The 26,147-nt window shown below is 50.2% G+C and carries 28 protein-coding genes; 11 read left to right on the top strand and 17 right to left on the bottom strand.

What is annotated here, in order from left to right:
- Positions 1-105 precede the first annotated feature (105 nt).
- Positions 106-1,113, bottom strand: a complete 1,008-nt coding sequence (locus Pan241w_RS20270) for a TIGR00341 family protein (protein ID WP_145219343.1) — start codon at positions 1,111-1,113, stop codon at positions 106-108.
- Positions 1,114-1,275: 162 nt separating this feature from the next.
- Between Pan241w_RS20270 and Pan241w_RS20265 the strand changes: the two genes are divergently transcribed.
- Together Pan241w_RS20265 and Pan241w_RS20260 are read left to right on the top strand one after the other, a co-directional pair.
- Positions 1,276-2,427, top strand: a complete 1,152-nt coding sequence (locus tag Pan241w_RS20265) for an NPCBM/NEW2 domain-containing protein (protein WP_145219341.1) — start codon at positions 1,276-1,278, stop codon at positions 2,425-2,427.
- A 42-nt stretch (positions 2,428-2,469) separates the two neighbouring features.
- Positions 2,470-2,658 (top strand): CPXCG motif-containing cysteine-rich protein, encoded by a 189-nt coding sequence (locus tag Pan241w_RS20260; protein ID WP_145219339.1) that lies wholly within the window; start codon positions 2,470-2,472, stop codon positions 2,656-2,658.
- Between the two features lie 15 nt (positions 2,659-2,673).
- Here Pan241w_RS20260 and Pan241w_RS20255 read toward each other — a convergent pair whose 3' ends face one another.
- The 3 genes from Pan241w_RS20255 to Pan241w_RS20245 form a co-directional block, all read right to left on the bottom strand.
- Positions 2,674-2,883, bottom strand: a complete 210-nt coding sequence (locus Pan241w_RS20255) for a DUF1653 domain-containing protein (RefSeq protein ID WP_145219337.1) — start codon at positions 2,881-2,883, stop codon at positions 2,674-2,676.
- A gap of 40 nt (positions 2,884-2,923) precedes the next feature.
- Positions 2,924-3,952, bottom strand: coding sequence for a class I fructose-bisphosphate aldolase (locus Pan241w_RS20250; RefSeq protein WP_145219335.1), 1,029 nt, complete (start codon positions 3,950-3,952; stop codon positions 2,924-2,926).
- 385 nt (positions 3,953-4,337) lie between these two features.
- Positions 4,338-5,027, bottom strand: coding sequence for a DUF2293 domain-containing protein (locus Pan241w_RS20245; protein ID WP_145219334.1), 690 nt, complete (start codon positions 5,025-5,027; stop codon positions 4,338-4,340).
- Positions 5,028-5,278: 251 nt separating this feature from the next.
- Between Pan241w_RS20245 and Pan241w_RS20240 the strand changes: the two genes are divergently transcribed.
- Positions 5,279-6,721, top strand: coding sequence for an AAA family ATPase (locus tag Pan241w_RS20240; protein ID WP_145219332.1), 1,443 nt, complete (start codon positions 5,279-5,281; stop codon positions 6,719-6,721).
- Between the two features lie 133 nt (positions 6,722-6,854).
- Here the strand turns inward: Pan241w_RS20240 and Pan241w_RS20235 are convergent, their stop codons facing one another.
- Positions 6,855-8,288, bottom strand: a complete 1,434-nt coding sequence (locus tag Pan241w_RS20235; RefSeq protein WP_198000046.1) for a tetratricopeptide repeat protein — start codon at positions 8,286-8,288, stop codon at positions 6,855-6,857.
- 193 nt (positions 8,289-8,481) lie between these two features.
- Here Pan241w_RS20235 and Pan241w_RS20230 point away from each other — a divergent pair, with 193 nt between their 5' ends.
- Entirely contained in the window at positions 8,482-8,877 is a 396-nt protein-coding gene (locus Pan241w_RS20230; RefSeq protein ID WP_145219328.1) for a hypothetical protein, read from the top strand.
- Here Pan241w_RS20230 and uvsE read toward each other — a convergent pair.
- Complete coding sequence (uvsE, locus tag Pan241w_RS20225; RefSeq protein ID WP_232107210.1) at positions 8,854-9,783, bottom strand: UV DNA damage repair endonuclease UvsE; 930 nt, start codon at positions 9,781-9,783, stop codon at positions 8,854-8,856. The genes Pan241w_RS20230 and uvsE overlap by 24 nt on opposite strands.
- Positions 9,784-9,786: 3 nt before the next feature.
- Positions 9,787-10,188 (bottom strand): TspO/MBR family protein, encoded by a 402-nt coding sequence (locus Pan241w_RS20220; protein ID WP_145219326.1) that lies wholly within the window; start codon positions 10,186-10,188, stop codon positions 9,787-9,789.
- Between the two features lie 305 nt (positions 10,189-10,493).
- Between Pan241w_RS20220 and Pan241w_RS20215 the strand changes: the two genes are divergently transcribed.
- The 6 genes from Pan241w_RS20215 to Pan241w_RS20190 all read left to right on the top strand — a co-directional run bounded on the left by Pan241w_RS20215 (position 10,494) and on the right by Pan241w_RS20190 (position 13,915).
- Entirely contained in the window at positions 10,494-10,808 is a 315-nt protein-coding gene (locus Pan241w_RS20215) for an ArsR/SmtB family transcription factor (protein WP_145219324.1), read from the top strand.
- A 24-nt stretch (positions 10,809-10,832) separates the two neighbouring features.
- The gene (locus Pan241w_RS20210) at positions 10,833-11,198 is read left to right on the top strand and encodes a DUF488 domain-containing protein (RefSeq protein ID WP_145219322.1); all 366 of its coding nucleotides are present in this window, start codon (positions 10,833-10,835) and stop codon (positions 11,196-11,198) included.
- Positions 11,199-11,276: 78 nt separating this feature from the next.
- Positions 11,277-11,597 carry an ArsR/SmtB family transcription factor gene (locus tag Pan241w_RS20205; protein ID WP_145219321.1) on the top strand — a complete coding sequence of 107 codons (321 nt, stop codon included), beginning with the start codon at positions 11,277-11,279 and terminating at the stop codon, positions 11,595-11,597.
- A gap of 90 nt (positions 11,598-11,687) precedes the next feature.
- Positions 11,688-12,926, top strand: coding sequence for an ACR3 family arsenite efflux transporter (arsB, locus tag Pan241w_RS20200; protein WP_145219319.1), 1,239 nt, complete (start codon positions 11,688-11,690; stop codon positions 12,924-12,926).
- A 23-nt stretch (positions 12,927-12,949) separates the two neighbouring features.
- Entirely contained in the window at positions 12,950-13,369 is a 420-nt protein-coding gene (locus tag Pan241w_RS20195; protein ID WP_145219317.1) for an arsenate reductase ArsC, read from the top strand.
- A 30-nt stretch (positions 13,370-13,399) separates the two neighbouring features.
- The gene (locus Pan241w_RS20190; protein WP_145219316.1) at positions 13,400-13,915 is read left to right on the top strand and encodes an ArsI/CadI family heavy metal resistance metalloenzyme; all 516 of its coding nucleotides are present in this window, start codon (positions 13,400-13,402) and stop codon (positions 13,913-13,915) included.
- Here Pan241w_RS20190 and Pan241w_RS20185 read toward each other — a convergent pair.
- From Pan241w_RS20185 to Pan241w_RS20145, 9 genes are all read right to left on the bottom strand, one after another.
- Positions 13,896-14,579 (bottom strand): LamG domain-containing protein, encoded by a 684-nt coding sequence (locus Pan241w_RS20185; protein ID WP_198000045.1) that lies wholly within the window; start codon positions 14,577-14,579, stop codon positions 13,896-13,898. The two genes, Pan241w_RS20190 and Pan241w_RS20185, sit on opposite strands and share 20 nt — an antisense overlap.
- 221 nt (positions 14,580-14,800) lie before the next feature.
- Positions 14,801-16,114: a hypothetical protein gene (locus tag Pan241w_RS20180; protein ID WP_145219312.1), complete on the bottom strand. Its 1,314-nt coding sequence runs from the start codon at positions 16,112-16,114 to the stop codon at positions 14,801-14,803.
- 3 nt (positions 16,115-16,117) lie between these two features.
- Positions 16,118-16,879 (bottom strand): nucleotidyltransferase domain-containing protein, encoded by a 762-nt coding sequence (locus Pan241w_RS20175; protein WP_145219310.1) that lies wholly within the window; start codon positions 16,877-16,879, stop codon positions 16,118-16,120.
- Positions 16,876-17,826, bottom strand: a complete 951-nt coding sequence (locus Pan241w_RS20170) for a nucleotidyltransferase domain-containing protein (RefSeq protein ID WP_145219308.1) — start codon at positions 17,824-17,826, stop codon at positions 16,876-16,878. Before Pan241w_RS20170 ends, Pan241w_RS20175 begins: the two co-directional genes overlap by 4 nt.
- Positions 17,827-17,868: 42 nt before the next feature.
- On the bottom strand, positions 17,869-20,994 hold the full coding sequence (locus Pan241w_RS20165; protein ID WP_145219306.1) for a polynucleotide kinase-phosphatase: 3,126 nt from the start codon (positions 20,992-20,994) through the stop codon (positions 17,869-17,871).
- A gap of 12 nt (positions 20,995-21,006) precedes the next feature.
- Positions 21,007-21,528, bottom strand: coding sequence for a hypothetical protein (locus Pan241w_RS20160; RefSeq protein WP_145219304.1), 522 nt, complete (start codon positions 21,526-21,528; stop codon positions 21,007-21,009).
- A 75-nt stretch (positions 21,529-21,603) separates the two neighbouring features.
- Entirely contained in the window at positions 21,604-22,716 is a 1,113-nt protein-coding gene (locus Pan241w_RS20155) for an AAA family ATPase (protein WP_145219303.1), read from the bottom strand.
- Positions 22,713-23,453, bottom strand: coding sequence for an RNA ligase family protein (locus Pan241w_RS20150; RefSeq protein WP_145219301.1), 741 nt, complete (start codon positions 23,451-23,453; stop codon positions 22,713-22,715). Before Pan241w_RS20150 ends, Pan241w_RS20155 begins: the two co-directional genes overlap by 4 nt.
- Before the next feature lie 191 nt (positions 23,454-23,644).
- Entirely contained in the window at positions 23,645-23,755 is a 111-nt protein-coding gene (locus Pan241w_RS20145; protein ID WP_232107490.1) for an SEC-C metal-binding domain-containing protein, read from the bottom strand.
- Between the two features lie 389 nt (positions 23,756-24,144).
- Between Pan241w_RS20145 and Pan241w_RS20140 the strand changes: the two genes are divergently transcribed.
- A complete protein-coding gene (locus tag Pan241w_RS20140) occupies positions 24,145-25,659 on the top strand; it encodes a PcfJ domain-containing protein (protein WP_198000044.1) in 1,515 nt (504 codons plus the stop codon).
- A 13-nt stretch (positions 25,660-25,672) separates the two neighbouring features.
- Here Pan241w_RS20140 and Pan241w_RS20135 read toward each other — a convergent pair whose 3' ends face one another.
- Positions 25,673-26,137 carry a DUF1569 domain-containing protein gene (locus tag Pan241w_RS20135; protein ID WP_145219295.1) on the bottom strand — a complete coding sequence of 155 codons (465 nt, stop codon included), beginning with the start codon at positions 26,135-26,137 and terminating at the stop codon, positions 25,673-25,675.
- Positions 26,138-26,147: the final 10 nt, after the last annotated feature.

The following is a 26,147-nucleotide window of genomic DNA, read 5'->3' as shown; positions in this document are numbered from 1 at the left end:
CTGCGTGTAAAGTCAAGCTCGAACAGAGAGGTTGTGGAGTATCTTAACAGCATTCCCAGAGTTTAGAAAGAACCAGTGCTAACTGGTGTCCGACTTCTCAATGATTCAATCATGGTTCAGCCAGAGTACCAGTCCCAGAATCAGCAAGAGGACGATCCAGATCAGCATCGACTGAATCGTGGCTTTTCGCGCCCGTTCGACTTCCCACCAGCTGCGAGGTCGAACTCCCTGCAGCAGAAATGTTGCGACGCCGGCCAGATTGATGCAGATCAGGTTCGTTACAGTCAGCAGAAACGCTCCTCCGGCTAATGCAAACGAACCATTTCCGAGCAGCATGCCGCATGCGACCAGCGGCGGTACCAGCGCGACAGCCACCATCACGCCGATCACTGCTCCCGAGAGGCCTTGCGTGAACGCCAGCGTTCCGGCGCAACCCGCAGCCAATGCCAGCAGGATATCCCCAAGATCAACCTGGGTCCGAGAGGCAATCGAGGGGATTTCAGGATCAACCACGAAGAGGAATCCACCTAAGATCGATAATAAAAATGCGGAACCCGAACCGGCAATATTGGTTTTCAACGCGCTGCGCAGCAGGTCGAAATCGCCTAAGGTCACTGCCAGCGACATCGCCACATTCGGCCCCAAAAGCGGCGCGATCACCATCGCTCCGATAATCACGGCGACATCATCCCGCAGCAATCCCACGCCTGCCACAACGACCGAGAGCATGACCAGCCCCATAAAGACCCGGGTGACACCCAGCCCCTCGCTGACATTCGAATAGAGTTCCTCGCGGCTGATGCGTTCCTTGCCGTTATTCTTCTCTTTCGGTTTGTCTGCTTCCTCTTCTTCTTCATCTGGCTCCGGTTTCAAGCGGGGCAACACAGCTTCCACCGGAAACAGGAGCACGTGAAAACCTTTCGTGTCTCCGTATGCCTGTTCAAACCGATCCATAATCGGCTCTGTTTCCTCGGCAGGAACCAGCAGGTGCAGTACAATTTGACCGGAGTCCGTATCCCTCCAGCGGCCAAGAATTTCACGCCCTTCCAACAGATCATCCAGGTTCTCATGGTCGCTATCCGGAATGAAGATTTGCATGACCCGCAGAATCATTGTGTTTCTCTCGATTGAATATGAATGAAAAGTCGACTGGTTGAAATCGAAGTATATTTTTTTGAGTAAATCTTATCCTACCAGTGTCCAAGTGAATATGGTAGAATGGGCCTTGTTGAAATCGAAGTGTAAGGAATGGAAGATTCTTAACAAGGACAGAAAATGTTGTCGAAAGAAAATCTAACTGGGACGCGCGTTCTTCTGGCCGTGTTATTCACGTTCGGTTTTCTGGTACAAATTCAGATGCTGGCAGCCGGGCCGTCGGATCAGAAAATCGATTTTACAGTTCGCTACAAGGAGCTCTTGCTGGAATCCCAGAAGGCGCCTTCGAAGCAATATTTAAAAGAAGTGGCATTCGATATCATCGAAGTCTGTGAGCAGGCGATTCAGGCAGGTGACTATTCTGCAGCTCTCAAATTCGCCGCTTTTGCTGTAAATACCGCTAAAAGATCCGGGAATAACCATGCTTTCGTCGTAGCCAATGGATTGAAGCAACACAGTTCCGCATTACTTCGCGAATATCGGAAAGTCGAAAAATATCAGCAGAAGCTTGAAAAAAATCCGAACGACTCACAATCGGCTTTTCACTTCGGTAGATTTCTTGCGTTGAGACAACATGACTGGCGAAAAGGACTTTTCTGGCTCAGTAAAGGTGATGATGTAGCTTACCGGACATTGGCTCAAAAGGAACTTTCCAATCCAAAAGACGAACGTTCTCTTTTGACACTTGCCGCTGGCTGGTCACAACTAGCCGAAAAAGAGTCAGGCTTGGAGAAACAGCAGTTGGTGTCACATAGTTATGAGTTGTATCAACGGGCGTGGAGTCGGACGCTCGGAACGGATCGAGCCCGGATTAGTAACATGATGTCCGAATTACCGATCCGATATCTGAATCACATGCCGGAACAGGATGTGATCAAGGGCCCCTGGCCTCTGGGGAAGGATGGTGATTGCGGAAGTGGTAAAGGACGATTTACCGTCAACGAGATGGAGTTTCCGAATGGCCTGGGACTACATCCTCCTACTAACGGTGCAGCCAGAGTGCGTTATGAGTTGGATGGTCAATACAAAACGTTCGTCACTGGCGTTGCACTCAGAGACAGTACTTATAATTTTACCGGAACCGTTTATTTCTCGGTGATCGGGGATGGTAATTTACTATGGAAATCTGTGCCGGTTCGCGCACGAGGTGATGTTCAATACTGTTCTGTGTCAGTAAAAGATGTGAATAAATTGGAGCTACGAGTAGAGTGCCCTGGCAAATCAACAGGCGCCCATGCAGTCTGGCTCAATCCACACGTTTTAAAGTATTAAATTTCGATTGATATGAAATTCTTCTAGTGGGAGGCAATGCGAATGCAGGATGAAGCCACTTATCTCTGTGACGCTTGTGGAGAAGAAATCGTCATTCCCGTTGATCTGACGGAAGGGACCGAACAGGAATATGTCGAGGACTGTCCTGTCTGCTGTCATCCGAATGTGATTCACGTGCACGTCAATCCCGATGGAGGCGTGCGGATTTGGGCAGAAGTAGAAGATGAATAAGGGGAACGGTCCCGTTTATTCAGGGCCGATATATTGAAATCGGGGTACCTCATGTCCGTCGACTTCGACCGTTTCCAGAAACATGGTTTTGGGGCGGACCCAGAGTCCTTTCTGGCCATAATCAGGACTATAGACCACCATCTCTTCTTCTGTTTCACTGTGACGGGCAACTCCGATGACGAGATAGTCGTTCCCTTTGTAATGACGATAGCGGCCTGTTTTCATGTTGTTAAATCTCTGCTACTGAATTCCTCAGTCTGTGCCGTCAGGCCGAAGCCTCTTCCATCGCGGCACTATATTCACCCCGGCGGGCATCGCGATTGCATTTGGCGCGATGTGCGATCGATTTCTGAGCTGCTTCCACATTCGCAGGGTCTCCCGCCCAGATGCTCATGCCCGGTTGCTGAATGGCCCGTGCGAACGAGTACGCCATCGCCCAGGGAACCCGTGATTTGTATTTCACGTTCATCGCATTCAGCCGTTCTGAAGCGAGCTCACTCGATTGACCGCCGGATAAAAAGGCCACGCCGGGAACCGCTGCGGGCACGGTGCGCCGGAAACAGGTGACCGTTGCATCTGCAACATCATCGACCGAATTTTGCTTGGGACATTCCAGCCCCGGCACAACCATATTTGGTTTCAGGATCATCCCTTCCAGCAATACGCGTTGGGCCGCCAACTGTGCGAAGACCATGCGTAGCGTCTGCTCGGTCACATCGTAACAGCGTTGCAGCGAGTGTGCTCCGTCCATCAACACTTCGGGTTCCACAATCGGGACCAGTCCTGCTTCCTGACACAGGGCGGCATAGCGTGCTAAAAGATGGGCGTTCGCATCGAGGCAGCCTTGATTGGGAATCCCGTCCCCAATTGTAATCACCGCCCGCCATTTTGCGAATCGGGCTCCCAGTTGCACGTATTCTTCCAGCCGCTCACGCAGGCCGTCCAGACCTTCGGTGATCTTTTCGCCCGGATGGTTGGCGAGAGGTTTCGTACTCTTGTCGACTTTGATACCGGGGATGATGCCCACTTCTTGCAAAACCTGAACGAAAGGGGTACCGTCTTCTGTCTTTTGGCGGATCGTTTCATCAAACAGAATTGCACCGCTGATCGATTCATTCAGTCCGGGCGTGGTCACAATCAGTTCCCGGTAAGCCCGCCGATACTCTTCAGTCTGGGGAATTCCGAGCTTTGCGAATCGCTTGTGGCAGGTGGGCATGCTCTCATCCATCGCCAGCAGGCCTTTGTCGTCTGCCACCATCGCGTAGGCTGTCTCGATCAGTTGTTTTTGACTCATCTGTACTGCTCCCCTTGCCAGGTAGTGTTGATTTATTAGTTTTGAATGTAATTCCCAGGACCGCAATCTAACCCAGGCCGGTTTTAACCGCGGCTAACGCCGTGCGGCTGATCCGGTCTTTGGTGATTTCCCAACCGGAATGACTTATTAGCCGAAGGGCGTTAGCCCCGGTTCATCCTCATTTGTAAGGAAAAATCGAATTTAGAAACGTTACTTAGATTGCATTACATTTTACCATAGCGTGTTTCAATCTAATATACTCGTTCCAAATGGCCATGGAGACGCTATAGTAAAACTGGACACAGTCTAGACCCGAAACAGCTCACAGCTCACCGGCAGCAATCTCAAATGAGTATGCTGCACAGAAAGAGCGGCCTGACTCCCTTCACTGTAAACCATTGGCTTCCAGTAGTGCAAGGGCGCGTTGCAGAGGGCAATTGGAAGAGGGCGAAGAGGGACCGCGGTAACCGTTCAGCAACTCTTTCGAACGCCGGGCCAGCATCCGTCGCACTTCCCGCCGTTTCCCTTTGACGCGTGGAATGGCCATTTCATCATAGGCGGTCGTCTGATGCCGCATCCAGGCAATCACGGCCGCTTCCGCCCGCTGTTCAACGGGAATCCGTTTTGTACGGGCTACCGTACCGCTTCCAACCGGCGTGGCATGATTTGTGATCGCGCGTGCCATCTGTTGTGCCAAGTCGGCGTGTGCGGGGTGAAAGTCCAGAAATGCCAGCACGGAACCAAAGAAATCCTCCACGTATTCCGCCTGAACTTTTTCGCGGCGTTGTGCTGCTGCCGCCTGTTTCTTCGCATACGCGTCGGTCGAACGCTCTGCATCCAGTTCCGCGCGAGTCCGTTCGATTGTCTCTGCGGGTGCCCAGACTCCTTTCGAAAAGGTCCGCCGCCCTTTTTTCTCCTGCACGATCCAAAATTCACCGGCCGCTTTCATCCGCCGCGTCAAACCGGCATCCCCGGGAGGCAGCAATGCCCAGCCCGCGGGAACTGTATGAATCGTACCGTCGGCAGCTTTAACGGAATCCGGCGTGGGACCGGGGGAGAATACGTTGTCGCTCATGCTATCGTCACATCCTTGTTGATATTTCTGTTATGCCAGCAACCAGTCTGGAATTCCTCAACTATCGAAACGCGATTTGGTTTGCAAATTCTCGCAATCCTTTTCGATTCGATCTAAATCATAATATTAGTTCAACATGAAACTTACTTGTTGTTATCATGATTGATTCAGGTTATACATTTGAAAGTCGCTCGATTCAACTGGTTCAAGATATCTCTGTGAATTCCATCGCTTCCCCATAGGAAAAAGAAATGACGTTACCTGAAATCATACTGATTGAAGTGGTGATTGGTGCGGTATTGATTATTGTTGCCTTGTCTTGGATCAGGCGGATATCGGTTCGGAATCATTCTGTTGCTCCTTTGATCAAGGAACATTTTTACCCGCTCCCTACCAGCGAGATTACGATCACGGAAAGAACGTTTCCCCTGCGCGTTCGGGCCGATCTGCAGATTGCCATTGATCAGTTATTGAGTGACAAAAAAGAGATCAAGCATTTTTGCGGAGTACGTAGTGGGTTCGATCATCAGGGAGTCACCCTGTCGAGTTGCATTATCCAGAACAAACATAATCCCATCGTCACGACGCCTCCCTCCTTTGAAGAAGTCAATATTGGAGCAGAGCAACCTGTACGTGTCCTGAAGACGGGGCTCTGGTTATTGGAAAAAGAGGGGATTAATTTTGTCGCCTTCCTGACACCCGCCAACAATTTTGGCCAGATTACAGGCGTTGAGCTGCATGTCGGGGCTCCTAATACTCCTGAAGGGACCAGAATCACTCAGGATTTTTTCAAACATCTGGAACAATCGATTCAGCAGGCGAAATCCTATCGGGGGAAAGTCCTCTCACTTGAGAAGCAGAAACATTCCTATTCCGGAGAGTCGAAAGGAATCGCCGTGCATCAACTACGGGACGTTCCCCGTGATCAGGTGATTTTGCCAGAAAAAACTCTTGAACTTCTGGAACGCAATGTGATCCATTTCGTGCAACAGCGCGAGCGATTAGCCCAGTTTAAACAATCGACGAAAAAGGGCATTCTGTTCTATGGTCCGCCGGGGACGGGAAAAACACATACGATCCACTTTCTGTCTCATGCACTGCAGGAACATACCACGCTGCTCATCTCCGCAGAACAAGTTGGCATGTTAGATGAATATATGACGCTGGCCCGCTTACTGCAGCCCAGTATTGTGGTTCTCGAAGATGTCGATCTGATTGCCCGCAATCGCAGAGACATGAACAGTGCCTGCGAAGAAGTCCTGCTCAATAAACTACTCAATGAAATGGACGGCTTGAAACCCGATTCTGATATTCTGTTTATTCTCACGACAAATCGACCGGAAACGCTGGAAGCCGCCCTGGCCTCCCGTCCTGGACGCGTTGATCAGGCAATCGAATTTCCTCTGCCAGATATCAATGGACGCCGTAAGTTGATTCAGCTCTACTCGGAGGGAGTCATTGTCAAAGATGTGGTGATCGAGGAAATTCTGCGACGTACCGAAGGTGTCTCCGCCGCATTCATCAAGGAACTCATGCGACGTGCCGTTCAGTTTCATGTCGAGCGAGACGGCACCGGTGAAGTCTCTATCGAAGACGTCACCAATGCACTCGACGAAATGCTGGTTACCGGCGGTTCATTAAATCTGAAACTGCTCGGAGCGACTGATATTGCCAATTCGGATTATACTTTGTGAGTTTTGTCAGACAGACTTCAGTGACAGTTTCTCAACAGCCACGTCTGCGGAGTGACCGCATCAGTTTCAGCACCGCCTGTTTTTTGCTTTGGTCTCGACTTCATAGATTCCGCTTTCTTCAAGATTGCAAAGGTTATTCAGTGGTGTCGATATAAACTTCATGACGTTCGTAACACTCAAGCCTAGTTTCGCATTCCGCTTGTTCGTGTTTTGGGGCGAGACTCAGCGATTCTTTCCCCATGCGGATTGCTTCTTCAAAATCGCCCGTGGCTGCCAGGGCGGCAGCGAGAGTGCCTAGATCACTCCATTCCGGTTCCGGATGCAATTCCAGGTTCTTTCGTGCCAGACCCAGTGATTGTCTTGCGTCGCGAAATTCTGGATCAGGGCAGGTTGCCATCATCCAGGCGAGACCGTTATAGCCAGGGTGGAATTCCGGGGCTTGCTGAATGGCTGCTTCGAAATCGAGTTTCGCTTTTTGAAAATGATGTAGTTCATAGTAGGCAGTTCCCCGGGCTGCTAGCAGTTCTGCAGACTGTTCACCCAGATTCATGGCATGCGTCAGGTCTTCTATGGCTCGCTCAAATTCATCCAGATTCAGTAAGAGATATGCTCGATCCAGAAAGAGGGTCGAATCAGCAGAATTCAGATTGATCGCCTCGCCATACACGTTTTGTTCCAGGGCTTCCCGAAAGATTGACTTTGCTTTCTCAACGTCATCTGATCTGAGGTAGCAGTACCCTATTAAGACCTGAAGCTCAGTGGAAGGCTCTGGTATCTGAATGAAGTCGTCTAATGCGTTTTGATACTGTTCGGCACAGAAATAGAGATTTCCCCGTTGTTGATAACTCTCCATGTCTTCAGGGTTAAGGCGGATGGTTTCATCAAAAGGGTTTAATTCGAGCGCCCGTTCAAAATCCGACCGGGCAGCCTTTAATTTCCCTTGTTTCGAATAGGCACAACCACGATTGAAATAGTATTCCCATTCCTGGGGGGCATATTGGATCGCGAGAGTATAATCCTGAGCCGCTTCGGGATACTTCTGAAGTTGTAATAAGAAGTGACCACGTGTGTGATAGTGTTGAGGGTTATGAGGGCCAAGTTCTACCAGACGGTTGAAGTCGCTCAATGCGGAGTCAATATTTCCGATACTGGAATAGGAATACGCCCGATTGAACAGCGCATCTGCCAGGTCCGGTTTCAATTCCAGACAATGAGTCAATTCAACGATTGCTTTTTCGAATTCCTTATGTAGTGCATAAACAGCACCACGATTAAAGTAAGCAAAGTGGTTTTGGGGTTCAAGCTGAGTCACAGTATCACAGTCTGCGATTGCCAGATCGAACTGTTCCAGATGGTAAAAGGCTGTGGAGCGTGCCAAGTAGGCGGCGGTGTCCCTGGGATTCTTCTGAATCTGCTTACTGAAATAAGTAACCGAGTCTTCCGGAGTCATTTCAGAGTCATTTCGTTGGGAAGGACGTTTTTTAAAAGAGGAAACGAATTCACCAATCAGCAGAAATAGAAACCAGAACGTGTATCCTGCGCCAAAAATAATAAAAAGGAATTTCATAACCAAATCTTCGTCCATCGGTTGAAAGAGATGGCCATTATAACAGTGCTGTGGTTCTTGATCACGGGGTCCCCGGGAGTATTTCATTGAAATCTGGAAGGTGATGGATTCTAACAGGTTTAAATTTGGGGTTTGGTTTCTATGGTTTCATAGTAGTGACATGTGGAGCTCAAACTTAGGACAGGCAGAATTCATGATTCGTCTCTTTCTGGCAGTTGTAGGAAGCCTGTATCTTTTGTTGGCACTCTGGTGTTCGTTCGCGCCGGCTACCACCTCGTTGACCGTGGGATTCGCGCTGAAGCCGGGTTCCGGGCAGTCAGAATTTCTGGTTGTTTATGGCGGGTTGGAACTGGCGCTGGGAATTGTGTTTCTCTGGCCTCTCTACCAGCGAGAAGTGGTTCGCTACGCACTTGTCGTCTGCATTATTATGCATGGTTGTCTGGTTCTGTTTCGGACCATTGGCTTTTTTCTATTCGAGGGAATCGAATCGACAACCTATTCATTGGCACTTGGTGAATGGTTGATTTTTCTCATCAGCCTGGGGGTCTGCCTGACTCAACATAAATCAACAACCACGTCTGCGAAGTGACCGCATCAGTTTCAGCACTGCCTGTTCTTTCGCTTTGGCTTCGACTTCGACGGTGATTTCTGGTTCCTCCCAGCAGCGGGGGAAATCTTTCACGTCGATGAAATCGTGGTGCGGCTTGGGATTCTTACCCTCCCAACCCTCTTTGGGACTGGAAAGATGAAATAGTGGTTCGCGATTCCAGGTCGCCAGTGCCTGCTCTGTCGCTGCTTCGATTGACAAGCCATCGGGTAGACAGCGGTGGTGATGCACGTCGTAAACCAGCGGAATTCCGGTTTTATGACAGAGTGGCAATAGATCAGCTGGCGTATAGGTAGTATCGTCATTTTCCACGGTCAATCGGCTGCGGACCCGTTTGGACAGTCGCTTCAGGTTTTGTTTGAACCGTTTGAGTGCTGCCGGCTTGTCGCCATAGGCACCTCCTCCGTGTATGTTGAGGACGTCCGCCCCCACCCACTCTGCGACCTCGGCCTGATATTCGAGTTCGGCGATCGAACGCGCAACAACCTCTTCACGCGGTGAATTCAGCACCACGAACTGATCGGGGTGAAAGCAGGTGCGCAGGCCATGTTCCCGCACATAGTCTCCGCACTGTTGGAACCGTTTGACGATCGCTTTTCCACTCGGGAGATCGCTCATCTGATAACCGCATTCAGAATGCGTTTTCAATGGGAGTATCTGGCTGTTGATACGGAAGCAACCAATGTCGTGTTGCACACAATATTCCAGCGTCTCTTGTAGCGCCCGTGCATTTTCCTGACAGAGTTGAGCCAGTTTCTCGAGCGCTGACGTGCGATCCATGTTACGATTGGCTTTGACCGTGGTGTTGCGAAATTTGATCGGCTCATCCTGAAACTGACAGCAGAGACCAAGTCGGATTGATGATGTTGGCATTTTCTGCTGAGACAAACTTCACACTCCCCGATTCATCCAGAAGATGCTGACCTGCAATGTGGTCGCGATTGAAACCCACAACAGATACGGTGCCTGGGCGACAGCCACCCAGCGAATGCGAGGCCAGATAACGATCATCATCCAGACAATGGTCGTCCAGACAATGAGTATGTCCAACGTGGCCAGTGGCAGATTTCTAAGACCGAACAAGATCGGAGTGAAACAGAGATTCGCGATCAGATTAATGGAGAAGGGGACCGCGGTCGTTTTGGGTAGCTTGCCTCTTCCGGTTTGCACGAACACGTAACCAAATGAAACGATGATGATCGGATATAGAATCTGCCAGATCAGACTGATGGTCCCCGGCGCGGGAGTCCAGTCCGGCTTTGAAAGCGTGTTGTACCATTCCATCCAGCTCATCGCATCGTTTTCCTGTAAAGTTTTGAATTCACACAAGCAATTATGGTACAGAGACATGAATTGGTAAGTCTGTTTTTACTCTATTTCTTGATTAAGTGGTGCTGGATTTCTGTAGAGTTGATGTAAAACCCTGACAGAAGCAGAAAGAAATGTCTCTGAAACCGGGAATGGCGAATTTCTGAAGCTGTCCCTGCCAGATATTTTTGTTACAATCAGACTCGTATTCCCCACATGTGTCGGTTGTTGAGACAATCCGATTCGCTTGAAAACAGGGGAGAGTTCTGATTTTGGCTGGTGGGGTAAATATGTCGAAAGATCGGCTCCAATCCGACTTTTGTGCAGAGAAATTAAAAGCGCTGGGCGAGCCGATTCGGCTGCGCATCATTGATCTGTTGCGCGACGGCGAGCGAACGGTCAGTCAGACCGCAGAGCAACTCGAAGAAGAAGTCGTTAATATCTCACACCACCTCGGCATCCTGTATCATGCGGGACTGGTCGTCAAACGCAAAGAAGGCCGTTTTGTCGTTTACAGTCTGCATCCAGATGTTTCCGCCGTCAGTGAAGCGGGCAAACAGCATCTCGACTTCGGCTGCTGCCGCCTGGAAGTGCCCGACGCGTAAGCGATTACTCACCGAGGCTCATCCATGCCGACAGAGATCCGCATCAAACGTATTTACGAAGAACCCGATTCTGACGATGGACACCGGGTGCTCGTCGATCGTCTCTGGCCGCGTGGCATGTCGAAAGCAGTCGCCCAGGTCGACTTGTGGCTGAAAGAGTTTGCTCCTTCCACCGAATTGCGTAAGTGGTTCCATGCAGACTCAACCGACTATGAAGAATTCGTCAACCGCTACCAGCGCGAGCTGGAAGCACACCGCTCGGAAATCGAACAGACAGTCGCCGCCATGACCCAGCCGACAATCACCCTGGTGACAGCCGTCAAGAATCCCCAACGCAGTCATGTTCCGGTCTTGAAACAGTTTCTGATCAATCTCATTCTTGCGGATTAATTACGTAGTGAATGAGAGACCGATTGGGCTAAGGGGGTTGACAATGAAACTGGCAAATGGTAATATGGCGATATTGCCATGAAAGAAAAGACACGCAAACAATATGAAGCCCGTGCGAAGATTGCCAAAGCGATGGCACATCCCAGCCGGCTGCTGATGCTGGATCTGCTCCAGAAACAGGAAATGTGCGTCGGTGATCTGACCGAGCAGGTTGGTGCAGATCAATCGACTGTTTCAAAGCATCTCGCGATCTTGAAGGAAGTTGGCCTGGTTGATGCCCGCAAGGAAGGGGCGCTCAGTTATTATCGAGTCACCTGTGGCTGTCTTGACGGCTTCTTTTCCTGTATGGAGACCGTCCTGCTTTCGGACCTTAAAGGGCGACAGAATTCACTCAAATAAAAATTTTACCTGAAATATGGTAATATGGCGAAAAGGCCATGTGTTGTGTTAGCAAGATTCACTTAATCAAACCTTGAAGGAACCTTGAAAATGAATGCCGTCAAAAATGATTCGGCTGCCCCGGCGCAGGGAATCAGTTTTTTTGAACGCTACCTTTCGGTCTGGGTGGCGTTGTGCATTGTGGCTGGGATCGTTTTGGGGAAAGTGGCCCCCGGCATCGCGCAGAAACTGGATGGGATGGCGCTGTATGTCAATGATGCCCCCGTGATTTCCATTCCGATTGCCGTCTGCCTGTTCTTCATGATGTATCCGATTATGGTCAAAATTGATTTCGGCGAAGTGCTCAAAGCAGGGAAAGCAGTCCGCCCGGTCGGACTGACGCTATTCATCAACTGGGCCATCAAACCGTTTACGATGTATGCGATTGCCAGTTTCTTTCTGGGAACATTGTTCCTCACATTCATCGGACCAGATGCCGTCGATTACGTCAAAATGCCCTTCGGTGCAGATCTTGCTGTGGGAGCGGAATACGGAGCAGGCAAAGTCGTGCTCGTCGATGGTGTGAAGATGTTGCAGGTTCCGCTCTGGCGCAGTTATCTGGCTGGCTGCATCCTGTTGGGTATCGCGCCGTGTACCGCGATGGTCCTGGTCTGGGGCTTCCTGGCTAAAGGCAACGATGGTCATACCCTTGTGATGGTTGCGATCAACTCATTAACCATGCTGGTGCTCTACGGAATATTGGGAGGGTTCCTGCTCGGCGTAGGGAAACTTCCTGTTCCCTGGCAGGCATTATTACTTTCGATCGGCGTGTATGTTGCACTCCCTCTGGTGGCAGGTTATTTTTCCCGGAAATGGTTGATTCGAAGTAAAGGAGAAACGTGGTTTCGTGAGAAATTCCTGCATGTACTCACACCGGTTACAATCGCCGCCTTGCTGGTCACGCTGGTGCTGTTGTTTTCATTCAAGGGTGAGACGATTCTCAATAACCCCTTAACGATTCTCTGGATCGCCATTCCCCTGTTAATTCAAACCGTAGTTATTTTTGCATTAGGCTACGGTTTGTCAAAAGTATTGGGGCTCACCTATGAAAATGCCGCACCGACAGCCATGATCGGCGCGTCCAATCACTTTGAGGTGGCCATCGCGACCGCAACCATGCTTTACGGTTTATCTTCAGGAGCAGCATTAGCGACTGTGGTGGGAGTCTTAATTGAAGTCCCGCTGATGCTGATGCTGGTGAAGTTCTGCCTCAGAACTCAGGACTGGTTTCCATATACGATCGGCTCTCAAACTGCGGGAGAGCAAGCGACAGTCAATAATCAAATTTAGTTAATAATAAGGAAAACAAAAACATGAAACGTGTGTTAATCTTATGTACGGGAAACTCCTGTCGCTCGCAGATGGCAGAAGAGCTCTGGGAAACACTGGGCGCTGGTGAATGGCAGGCAGACTCAGCCGGCTCCAAACCCTCCGGCTACGTGCATCCGCTGGCGATTGAAGCGATGCGTGAACTGGACATCGATCTGTCAGAGAACACGAGCAAGTCGCTGGATCAGTTTACTGATCAGGACTTTGATCTGGTGGTCACAGTTTGTGACAACGCAAAAGAATCGTGCCCGGTCTTCACCGGTGCTACGCTGACTCTGCACTGGCCCTTTGATGATCCTGCGGATGCGACGGGCTCCGATGAAGAAAAAATGAAAACGTTCCGCCGCGTTCGCGATGAAATTAAAACGAAAATACAAACGTTTTTAGCAGATGAATCGGCTTAATACACAAAAATGAATGAAAAGGAGCAGACAATGAATCAGGAATCCGCTGTCGATTTTCCCGGGCAGTATCGCCTGCATGTGGCACTCAATGTTTCCAATCTGGAACAGTCAAAACAGTTCTATGAAATCCTGCTGGGTATTAAGCCGAGTAAGGAACGTCCCCGCTATGCCAAGTATGAATCCGTCGATCCTTCGGTCAATCTGACTTTGAACGAAGTTGAAGGAGAAGTGACCGTCGAGGGCGGTTCGGCGCATTTTGGCATTCAGGTTAAGTCGGTGGCGGAAGTGCACGCTGCCATGGATCGCTTCAAAGCGGTCGGGATCAAAACGATCACCGAAGAAGCTACCACATGTTGTTACGCCGTGCAGGACAAGGTTTGGGCCGTTGATCCGGACGGGCACAAATGGGAAGTCTTCGTGGTTCTCGAAGCCGACGCGAAAGACGAACTCTATGCGCAGTCGGGATGCTGTGGCCCCGAAATGGTGACATTGAAAGCGTGTTCGGACTCCCAATCAGAGACCAGTTCTAATCCGTCAGCACCGTAACCCACTGGGCACTGTGGATGGTTCCGTGTTGTTTGTTTTTGGAGCTGTCAAGCAGTTTGGTTTGATCCGGTTTCAGAAAATCAAATAAGACGATCGTGTTCTCGTCTGCTTTGTTTGACTCAGCCGGTTCAAATTCTTTGGTATACTTGGCGGCTTTGGAGATCTGAAACATCCGCATCGTGCCTCTGCCGAACAGGCCCGCGGGTTTGGTTTGCGTCTCTTCCCATTTTTCCTGAGCGCCCAGAAACAGTTTTCGTTCGGGATCAAAGGGCCCCGGTTTCGGTGCGGTCATCTTGTGGACGAGTTTGCCATTCAGGTAAATCGCCTGCTCGTTTCCATCATATACCAGTGCCACGTGGTCCCAGCCTGCGTCAGAATTCGGATCAACGGGGGCTGAATAATTCGTGCCGTTATCACTTTCCCATCCGGTCGAGTGTCTGTTCGCACGAATCGAGATCCACAGGCTGTTTTGCGGATCACCCTGGATTCCCTCGCAGCAGATCCTCCCGCGCCAGTCCTTGACCCAGGCTTCAATCGTAAACGCGTTCCATTCAGAAAAATTGACGTGCGGCAGAGTAACATAGCTGTCCTTGCCATCAAACTTTAAGCCGTATTGTACCTTGGCCTGATCCGCTTTGGCGGGATCTGCAGCGGCTGAAAGCATTGGTGATAGCAAACCGCAAACGTAACAACACACAGCGAGTAAGAAGAATCTGAAATTCCTCATGTGTTCGAATCCTGTTTGGGGACACATCGATAATAAGCCTGTGGTGGAACTCTGTCCTGTTTTTAGACAATTGTACTTATAATGAGTCTCCTGTGCTCAAAATAGTGTCTGGAAAAATCAAAATTCATATGAAATTCATAATGGATCGGAATGAGAACTCATTCATTAAAAAGCATTCGTGTATCTTCATATGTATCAAAACGGCATTCTTCGATCATCCATGCGGGAGCGATGTTCTGTTCTTTTAAAAGTTGTACTGCTTTGAATCGACAGAGCTCACAAGGATTCAAACGATAAATCATCTCAGCCAACGGTGAGCGATCTGCGCCTGGGTTATGCTCTAATACTTTTAACAGATCGGAGAAGAGGCAGTGAATTTCCCAGGAGTCCTCAGGCAGTTCCAGCGCGGCGAATAAATGTGCTTCGTCACCTGGTTTATAGTTATTTATAAACAGGCTGAAGACATGGAGAGACCATTCTTCGGTCAGTTGCTCCAATGCAAATTCACGTATTGCAGGATGAGAATTATTCGCCAGCGCAGAAAATGCCCAACGTTGTAATTCGTCATCATGGTGTTGGCAGAGTTCGATCAGTCGTGGATCAAATACTGGGAGTGCCCGATTCGAAAATACTTTGATTAACTTAACCAAAATTGACGGCGTATTGATCGACCTTAATGCATTAAGAACCGTATTTAAGCTGGCCTCATCTGCATACATTCCCCAGCCACGAAACCAATGACAATGTTCGGCACCGTTTGCTGCTTGAATGATTTCATCAACCGGAATTGCTTGCATCCGTTTAATATAGTTGCCTTTACCATTCTTATTCTTGGGGTTTTGTGAAGGGGGATCTGGCTTCTTGTTTTGTATCCATAAATCATAGAATCGTCTGAGATTGACATCGGTAGCCGAAGACATCAGATTGAGAATCTCTTCTTCGCCAAAATCTTTCATTGCGTTATTGACTAGATATTCATCGTCCCAATCCCATTCAATTGTTTTTAGCCGAGTGCCTCGAATCTGTGCGGCAAACTGAAAGCCCTGTTTATCGTCCAGATTCATAATCTCTTCTTCGCCGAGAGAACGGTTATCCTCGAATGGTTTTTGTTTCACCACTTCATAGAGTTGTGCTCGGAATGTTTCATCACCCTCAGCTGCATAATGTCCGGCCAATTCATAGAGTTGACTGGCATTCCAGCCGTCAGTCTCTGCATAGAGGGCATGCAGAATTGGCACACGGAATTGCTCCTTGGCATCGATTTCTTTGATCAGCTCCCACAACCAGTCGCCCCTCGGCTCTTCGCACTGCTTATCGTACCGCAGGTCCTGCAGGCACGCCTCCAGTAGAGGCGCGTCTGCGAGTAAACCTTGTTGAGCCCACAGCCGGGCGCGTCCCAGACCTTTCTGTAACGCATCGCGTTGCTCAGCCAGAGTGGGAACAGCCACCGGTGCGCAATCAAAATATTCCAAACGTTATCCTTTCCGGTTTGCCAGACGAATTCGTATGAGCAGATCATTCAACGCTTCCGTGGCGCGGGGCTTCTCAGGCAGACTGGTTGTTTCCATTGCCTGTTCCAGTTCGCCTACGAGCCGCAGATATTCGCGTCCATGAAATTCCATGTCGGCGGCATCCAGTGTTGACTGTTCTGCCCCGTGAAGTTTGCGTTCGATTAATTCAGGAATATAGGACAAACCAGCTGATTCATTTAAGGTGATCAGATTCGGTTCGATCTCGCCTGTCCGCATCAGATGCAGGCCCGTCAACAACACTCGATAGACATACAGCAGCGGCTTGACCCGCGGCGGATCCTCTTTCTGAAACAGTTTCCACTGTGTCGCCGCAAAGCCGAGATAATGATACGCATGATATTTCGTCACACAGTCGGGAGCCAGTGCTTTCAACTCTTCGTATTCGGGCGTCGCATACACGACCAGTGGCGAGAGGAGTTGCTCCAGCACATAGCCGTTCTTCTTGAGCATCAACTGGAAAAACTTGCCAACATCATGCGTGACGAGATCAATTTCCATCCCCTCGACGATGCGCGAACGCTCAACGGTTTCCTGTCCCCCTTTCAAACCAATCACGGTTTCCAGAGGCAGAATGTGGGTGCCCCTTAGATCATAGTCGGAATCAGGAGACGGGAAGCCGTAAATATGCGAACCGCTGATCGTCGCGAACAGCAAAGGATACGGATGTTGTTCGACCTGATTCAGTAATCGAGGATCAAGTTTCATGGTAGTTCTTCCCGTGTCGCCAGTTGGCGTGTCTTGATTAAATACGTGTTCGCTTTTTCATAGTCGGGACGGTCCGGCAGTTTGGTTTCTGCCTGTGCCTGTTCAAAATCTTGATGCAGGCTCTTCCGCCATTTCTCGGTTTCATCCCAGGGGACTTCACCCCGTTTAATTGCCAGTAATTGTTCCCGATAAGGACCGGCGTCGACAACCACGTAACCTTCGCGCAAGAGTGTGATCCCGGAAATCAGCAGCCGAATCAGATGCATCACATGTTTCCATTTGACTTTTCCCTGATTTTTAATGTCGGTCTGCATCTTCTTGAACTGAGACATCACATAGCCGTTATAGGTCTGATAGACAATCCGCGTCAGAAAGATTTCCCGCATGCCCAGCAGTTCCTGGCCGAGGGGGGTGATCTTCTCGACCAGGGGAGTGTAGAGACATTCCAGCACGTTCGGGTTCGCCTTGAGCGCCAGCACCAGAAACTTCTGCAGTTCCCAGTAGGTCTCCTGTGTTTCATGACAATCCAGTTGTTCCGGCACTCCATACAGCGACCACTGCAATTCCGCCGGTGGCAGATAGATGCCGCGATAATCGGTGTCAGAGTTCTCGTCTTCCAGACCAAAGGCGCGTGAGCCGATGATACACTTGAAAATGACGCGTTCGAACAGATCACTGCGATGTGCGTTGATCTCGCTGTTGCCGATCTCGCCCTCTTTAAAACTGGCCAGCAGCGTGAGTTCATCCGCTTTCAGCGCTTCTTCGACGCCGTCCGGAAACTTCACTCGATAGGAGTGATCCAGATCGCGGGGCGAACGGACGATGACTCCCACCGCACCCCGAGGGTGCAGCGTGCGCCCATTAGGGCCGATGATGTCTTTTACCGTAACGATTTGCGTCCCTTCTGAGTAGATCAGATTCGGATGGTAGTTCACTCGTTTAGTCATAGAAAAATTCTCCAGACTGGCATGTCGTGCCAGTGATCTCTTTTAAAGTCGAGGATCGACTGGTTCACTTTCCAGTGCGAGTACCCCGAACACACATTCATGGACCCGCCTGAGCGGTTCCCGGTTCACAAATCGCTCTAAACCCTCAATGCCTAATGCAAATTCCCGCTGTGCCAGCGATCGTTTTCGCCCCACATTACGGCTCCGTAACCGGGATAGATTTTCCGCAGCGTCATAGTCGGGGCCATAGATAATCCGTAAATACTCTTTACCGCGACATTTGACCGCCGGCTGTACCAGTCCCTGTGTACTACGCTGGACCCATTCCAGCGGTTTCACAACCATGCCTTCTCCCCCTTGATTTGTCAACTCGGTCCACCAGTCAATTCCCGCCTGGGTGCTGGCAGCATCAGTCAGGTTAACCCGCTGATATGCGGTTGCCAGCAGCAGTTCTGGATTCTGCTGACAGATGCGTTCCAAGGTCTGCATATGCCACAGATGATTCTGGTCAATGTGAACGCGGCCTTCGGTCGCCAGCAGATGAAACGGTGCCAGTTTCAGATCATTCAGCGATTCCACAGGCCAGCAGTACTGCCGATAGGCGGTCACAAACTGCTCGATTGTCGTCTGGCGACTGCGATAGCGCGCCAGAACGTCATCCGCTTGCGCTCGATCATCATCAGCCAGACGCTCGGTTGCTTGCGCGAGCGCGTGGACGACTTTCGGCAGCGCCGCATTCCCCGCGGCACCGACGGCAGCATATTGTGACTGCAACAGCGCCTGTGCTTTGCTCGACCAGGGCATGAGTTCACAGTCGAAACAGGCCCAGGGAGTCTGAAATTCATTCCAGAAGTCGGCAGCACTTAATGCCAGACGCAGCCGTTCCAGAAATTCTGATTCGAGCGATTCCTGATTGAAAAACCGCCGTCCCGTTCGCGTGTAAACAATACCGAGCTCTTCTTCCATTACGCCAAATCGTTTGCGTGCGGTCTCCTGATCCCGACAGACGACGATCACGGCCCGCGAACCCATGTGTTTTTCTTCGCAGATCACTTCTGGAATGCCCTGACTGCGGAAGTACGAAAATGCTTCCGCCGGATGCTCCAGTAAGCCCGCTTCAGTCGATGTTTCCGGAGGAGACATTGTGGGTGGAAGGTAGACCAGCCATTTGGGATTGGCGGCGAAACGACTCATGACTTCCAGCGCAGCCGTCGCGTTCTCTTCACGGATCGTGATATTGGTCTGCAGTCGCGTCGAAACAATCCGCTTACCGATGACATCCTGCACATCAAGCAGATCATCGTGCTGATGTTGTACCGACTGTGCGCTTGAGCCCGCTTCGGTATAGAGGGGTTTTGCATACTCACAGTAGACCTTGCTGGCTGGTACCGAGACAAATTGTTTTTCCGGATAGCGCAGTGCGGTCAGTCGACCGCCGAAGACGCAGCCCGTATCAATGTTGACTGTCCGATTCAGCCATTGGGGATCAGGAACCGGCGTGTGTCCATAAACGACATGGGCATCGCCGCGATATTCCGCCGCCCAGTTATAGCGCACAGGAAAACCAAATTCGTCTGTTTCCCCTGTTGTCTCACCATACAGAGCAAACTCGCGGACTTTCCCTGAACCTCGTCCCTGCAGTTCGGATTTCATCCCCGCATGTGCCACGACCAGTTTACCCTTATCGAGCACATAATGACTGATCATCCCACGCAGAAATTCTGCCATCGCCTGGCAAAACGGCTGCTGAATGTCTGCAGGTAGAGCGTCGATTTCAGCGACCGTCTCAGCCATTCCGTGTTTTAAGTTCACATTTTTACCGTTCAGCTTACGCAGCAGTTTCATATCGTGATTGCCGGGCACGCACAAACCGGTTCCCTGCTGAACCATGTTGCGCGCAATTCGCACGACATCCAGGGATCGCGGCCCCCGGTCAACCAGATCGCCCAGAAAGACCGCTTTACGTCCTTCCGGATGGGTAAAATAGTCAGCCCCCCAGAGCGGGTCTGGCTCGTCGTCGGTTTTCAATTCGTAACCGAGTTGCGCCAGCAATGCTTCCAGTTCATCACCGCAGCCATGAATATCACCGATGATGTCGAACGGTCCGTTTTCCGCACGTCGGTCGTTCCAGAGCGGAACCCGTTCCACTTTGGCCGCTTTAACATCTTCGCTTGTTTTCATCTCGAATACATAACGAAACCCTTCTCGGCGGAGATGTTTCAGCGATCGTTTCAATTGAGATTTCTGATTCCGTACTACATGGGGACCAAACGCGCGGTCCGGTCGACCCTGATTGCGCGCCTGGCAGATCTTTTCGGGCGTGTTCAATACAATGGCGACTGGCAGACAGTGATATTGCCTAGCTAACTGCACCAGAGGCTGTCGTGCTTCTTCCAGTACTTCGTCCGTCTCTTCCGTTTCAAGATCCTCCGTCTGGACTTCTTCAACCAGACGAGCCAGCGCACTGCGATACAGACTTGGCTTGAATTTCAGATAGCGGCGGCTGATTTGTTCTTTCAACGGATGTTCCACCAGCCAGCCTGCTCCTTTTGCCAGCAGCTTTTCCAGTTCATCGCTGCCTACAAAATAATGTTTTCGATTATCAAACACCGGAATCAATACATACAGGTGATTGAGCAGTTCCGAAACTGTTTTCGTCGCTTCCAGACGGACTGAATAACAGGGGCTCTCGCCCCATTCCGGGAAGAGTTCATCCAGAGCATAGGCTTGAATACCCACGGTATAACCCAATGGTTCGAAGACTGCACGTACGAATTCCTCTCCGCCACGTACCGGCAGCACGTTGATTTCAACGGTCAGGGGCAGGGGAGTCTCAACCAGTTCCGGCCGATGGTTACAGCGTCCATTGAGAGCCGACCTCAAGACCTGTGTAATAGCTACACTCATGAATGAGGAAGCGACATAAGGTCGGTCATTCACATACTGATCGAGCAGAAATGATTCTTTGCGTCCCTTGCCGCGGACCATACCCACCGGATCCACGTCCAGCAGCAGACAAGCCGTACAACGATCCTCTGTGACTTCAGGGTAAAACAAATGCGCTTTCCCGAAGCTCAGGTCGAAGCTCTGCAGACGGTCAGGGTGTTTGTGCAGAAGATATCCCAGATCCGTCGCCGGAGTATGGTTGGCTGTGAGCGTTAATAACACGTCACTTGATCCTTATTTATCGAAATTCCAGTCTTTTGGTAACTCGTTTTCACAGACGGCGCAAACAAACCAATTGTCCTTGATTAGATTTGTTTGTCCACAGTGAGTACAGCGACGAAAATGAAACGCTGGTTCAAAATACTCAGGATGTTCTATGCCAATATGATTCAGGGCGGACTGAACGGCGTGCCAGGACTCTGGTTCAGGGCAATAACCAGTAGACTGATTCGTTATGTTTTCTATTACACAGTCCTGTTTATGGTATCCGAAAGTCATTTCTCCTGCGCTGAATACGTTGTGCCCCGATGCGCAGATCACATGCTCATTGTGACGATCAGTAATTTTCAAGAATCCGGACGTGTCAATAACATAGGTGACAATCAGTGACTGGTTAGGACGGAACTCAAATTCAAGTTCCCTTAATCGTTGTAACAAATCTTGTTTTGAATAGACCGATGGACAAACTGCTGAGTTCAATACGCGCTGTTTTATTTCAACAGGGCCGACATAGTGATATTGTTTAGGTACTACCATTGCTGTGTGTGGCTACGCTGACGGCTCAGTTCTTCAAGCAGTCCTGGTGACAGTGATAAGTGATTGTCTTCTGTTTTACGTATCTGAGAGCACAAGTAAATGAGCTTCGGTGATCGTGGGAGGTTCGCATCGTTGTGCTAGTTGGTGGATCACTTTTTCCGGTACGACTTTCGTTTGTTGCTGATTCTGATGCAGTATGGTCTTGAGCGGCGGTTCCAGATAGACGATTTCGATGCGGGCACCGTAATCAGCGAATAGATTAATCCAGCGTTGGCGCGTCTGCCGTGAGAGATTGGTGGCGTTATAAGCGAATGATGTCTTCGCACGCAACAATTCACGACAACGCTCCTGCGCCATTTGTGCCACTTCCCCCTGATTCTCTGTAGGCTGAATTTCCAGTTCTCCGCGGACTTCATCCAGTGAAACGACCGGAAGATTCGCACGATGCTTTGACAGCCAGGTGTCTTTTCCACTGCCGGGCAGTCCTGACAGCATGGTGACGGTACAGGTATAATCTTCATGGGGAATATAATACAGGTCCGGATCAGAGCAGCGATAAAACAGGAACCGGGCCTGATCATTGGCAAACGGATACGGTTGTTCGAAACAGTCCCGTTCTTCCGCGATCATTTTCCAGAAGCGGAGATGTTCTTCGGGGCGACTCATCGAGTCGGTCGTGCGTCCACGAGTGTCAGCTAAAGCGAACAGGTACAGCAGACGATGATTCACCAGCCACGACAGCGAAATGACTTCGTGCTCCGGCTTCGACTTTTCCAGTAGAAATGCCGGTCGACCATGAAAACGGACCAGGCGGCAGATGGTTTCGCGGGTTTCCAGGTCGCAGTCCAGTTCACGGAGAATGCTGCGTGCGAGATGTTCCCCTTTGACAGCATGTTTAGGAGAACGAATACGGCCGGTTTCCGGGTCCGTTTCTGAAGTCAGCGGTTTTGCGGCATCGTGCAGCAGGGCGGTGAAGGTCAGAATCGCCTGTTCCTGAAGGGACAAGTCGGGCCACTCGTTTAATTCTGTTAACTGGCGGCAGACCATTTTCGTATGCGTCCAGACGTCTCCTTCCGCGTGCCAACTCGAATCCTGCGCGCACTGGGACATCGCCCGGCACCAGGGCTGTTCTTCGGCCCAGTTCAGGATTGTTTCAAGATTGGACTGTGAAAGGGTATCCCAGTTCATGACCAGATATCCGCTTGTTTGGAAAGCAGGTTTGGCACCATCGCCTGGTGCTGCCAGTGACTGCTCTGTTTGATTTTCTCTACAAATTCAGGCCGAACAAACTTGGCTCTGCCGGTCACTGATTCTTCCGTTTCCGTCCTCAGATAGACGCCTTCCATCAGGTTGTCTGTCGTATTTGTGATTGGATTTTCAAATGTACTGTCAAAAGCGGAGTTTCTAATGAGTGTTTCCAGTGTTTTTCTGGTAATCGCGCCTTGATGGATCACGGGCACGGTTTCGATGCCGGTGCCTGAAAGTAATTCCAGACGACGTCTGAGACTCAGGAAGACCTGCTGGATTTTGTCATAGATATCAAATTCAAAAAAGTAGTGTGGCAGGCTTCGATAATGAATTGAATGCCGGGCGTAGACCCATTCACCGAACAGGATAAACCGGTCTTCCAGCATACGTTCCAGATCAGAGCGTTTGACGACGGCCCATTGTTTGAACAGATCGTACTGCGGATGCATGCCTTCATTAATCAGGTGGCCGCGGCATTGCAAGACGAGTTCTCCGCTGTGGGAAAAATGCAGACCGACATTCGTGCCATCAATTTTTTCTTCAACGATTAATGACGGATCGGCAATAAACTGTTCCGATTCCCGCGCACCGAGTCGTTTATCATCAGCGGTCCCCGTAGAGCCGAACAGATGAGGTGTCCGTGGATATTTTACAAATTGATCGTGGGAACGGCCCATCGGTCCGGACTCTCTTTAACAAAAGTGAAGGGGATGTTTCTGGTTCAGCAGCGTCAGGATACACAGAACATCTGCGTTGATTCTGACAGATCGCTACCGACATGAGAACTCAATGACTGAAAAGAGCACACAGATTCAGAACGTTGTGTGTGCTGTTTATTCTCTGAAAAAAGTGATCGCGGTTGACGCCGTCAAAAGCAGCCCCGCTGGAGGCAACACTTTTTTAATCGCCTGCCGGAACCACACGGACACAAATCATTGCGGCCCAGTTTCTCTTCCAGCAGCTTGTCGCCATGCACCATCCGCGTACCCCGCTTGACCTGGGTTTCTGACGGAAACCCTTTACGGCGTTTGCTCATCGTTTCAAAAAAACGGTATTTCGTCGAATTCGTTGTGTCGCATCACACACCTCCCGTGGGCAGAGAATTAGAGTGGTTTGAGAGAGGAGACACCACATCGGTGTTGAGGTTCGCAAATCACATGCAGTATGGGCAAATAAGAGAGTGAGGAACTGAAGAATTTAATAGAACACTCATTGATCCGAACCGAAATGAGGGGATTGTGTCGTAGTTCAAAATCAAACCCGCTTCTAATCCGAAAGGACAAATTGAGATGTTGTACAGATCGACCCTGCAACGAAGACACAGGTTCAAACAAATTATCGCGTTTAAACAAGAAACAGCTTTTAGCCATGACTCGCAAAAAAGGAACGTACATAAAACCGGCAGCAGATCCTGATCTGCGCAATCATATTCAGCACCTCGGCCTGGAGTCGGTTGAGGAGTATCGCCAATGGTGCGTACAGCACGGCTTTCGTACCCATCTCCAGAAATCGAGACAACAACTCCGCAACGAACTGCTGCACTACCGGCAAACAGTGGTTCAGAGTACGCTCCAGCAGCGAAAGCAGCAGCAGCGGATGCTTGTGGAAAAGTTGTCCGGGATTTGCTCGGAAGAGACCAGGAAAAAAACAATTGCCGATCCGCTACTCAGACAAATCTGCAAGTTATATCAAACTCGAAAAGGGAGCATCGAGCGGACGAAATTGAATCGCAATGCGTTTCTCAGACTGGTTGCGCATCTGATTTGCTGCAAGGCAAAGTTCATTTATCATTCTTATGCGATGATGCAACCGGGGTATCATTGGGGGATTCCATATCTCGATGCACTGGTTTTTATTGTGGAGAACGCAGAATCCTGGATTCGACCGATTGAAGCATGGCGTCCTTGCGGCAGTAATGCCTATCGGCAATTCGCCTCGCTCTTGAGACACCTGTTTGTCAAATATCAGCTGCCTCTTTTTTTTGATTCAGCCTGGCTGGTTAATGATGCTCCGGAATGCAGGAACTGGCGAAAATGGTATCTTGATGTCGGCTCAGGGCGAAATATTCGTCACTCCCGCTTGCCGATTCCCTACACCAAAAAGATGGCACATCATTTCATGCGGGCCCCACAAGACCTCACGATCTTGCAGGCGATTCGCTGGGGGCAGATTCTCGGCATGGGAGGAGATGCCAGACTGGCCCGTTGCTTCCTGAGAACTAAAATCGCTGAAATGTTTTTGCACAATGAGTTCTGGTCGACCGTGATCCACTGGTTCGTTCAGCATTCCTGGCTGAATCGAGATCAGATTACATCGATTGTGGAATATCTGATCTTTCAGCGTTACGGGATTGAAGTGATTCCCAATGACTACTGGACTTTCCCGGAAGACCTGTTGAAAGACAATTCCGCAGTGATTTCTGAATACGCAATGAAAGGCAGGACTGCCCGCTCTCTATTGCGGGATCTTGCGTGGTGGCACCGTCAGCAGGAACTTGCAAAACGGGAAGCTGATCGCAAATGGGAACCAAGTGGCATTTCAGAGTTTGATTATCAGGATCAGGGACAGGGGAATCAAACTGGCAAACGCTGGATGATTCGGGAACTGCTCAACAGCCAGGAACTGCAGAGGGAAGGGGACCAGATGAGACATTGCGTGGGATCCTATGTTTCAACCTGTGCGAGTCGTGAGAGCTCCATCTGGTCGATGGAAATTGAAATGCACAATGGGTTCAAAAAGGCCATTACGATTCAAGTCGTAAATGACAGCCGGATGATCTGGCAGGCACGAGGTAAAGCCAACCGCTATCCGAATTCGCGGGAGCGCGCGGTAATTCAGCGCTGGGCAGACACAAACGAACTGACGGTCGCCAGCTATGTCTAACTTTGGCATCGGATCAATCTGGAATCACAAACGACATGTGCATTTCCGCGTGCCGCAGTTGAAAATCCTCCCATTCCTGATTTGTGAGTTTGCCAAAAGCGGGGTGGTCAACTCGACTCAGTTCGCGGTGTTGGCGTTCGACGGCGGTTTGCAGAGCTGCCAGTCCTGCTTCGGTTGTGGTTTCTCCGGGGATGTATTTTTCCGAACTTTTAAACCCAGCGGGCAAGGCGACATGCAGAAATTTGTGTTTCATGAATAGCCGCATGAAAAATCGCATCGGTGCAGGTAGGCGAAAATCAATTCCATCGATGGATGTATTCAAAGACATCGCGAGATGCATGAGAATTTGCCCCAGTGACCAGTTTCCGATCATATGCACGTTGCTTTTCGCCATCTGTTCTGCATCGGCCAGCAGATCATCCCATGAATCAAAATGAACCGCACGGCGGCCTTGAACTTTTTTGGTAATCACTGTCATCGTAGTTCTC

The organism is Gimesia alba, assembly GCF_007744675.1.
Taxonomy (GTDB): domain Bacteria; phylum Planctomycetota; class Planctomycetia; order Planctomycetales; family Planctomycetaceae; genus Gimesia; species Gimesia alba.
Note: the sequence above shows the minus strand (reverse complement) of the source record. Positions and strands in the feature narration are given on the sequence as shown.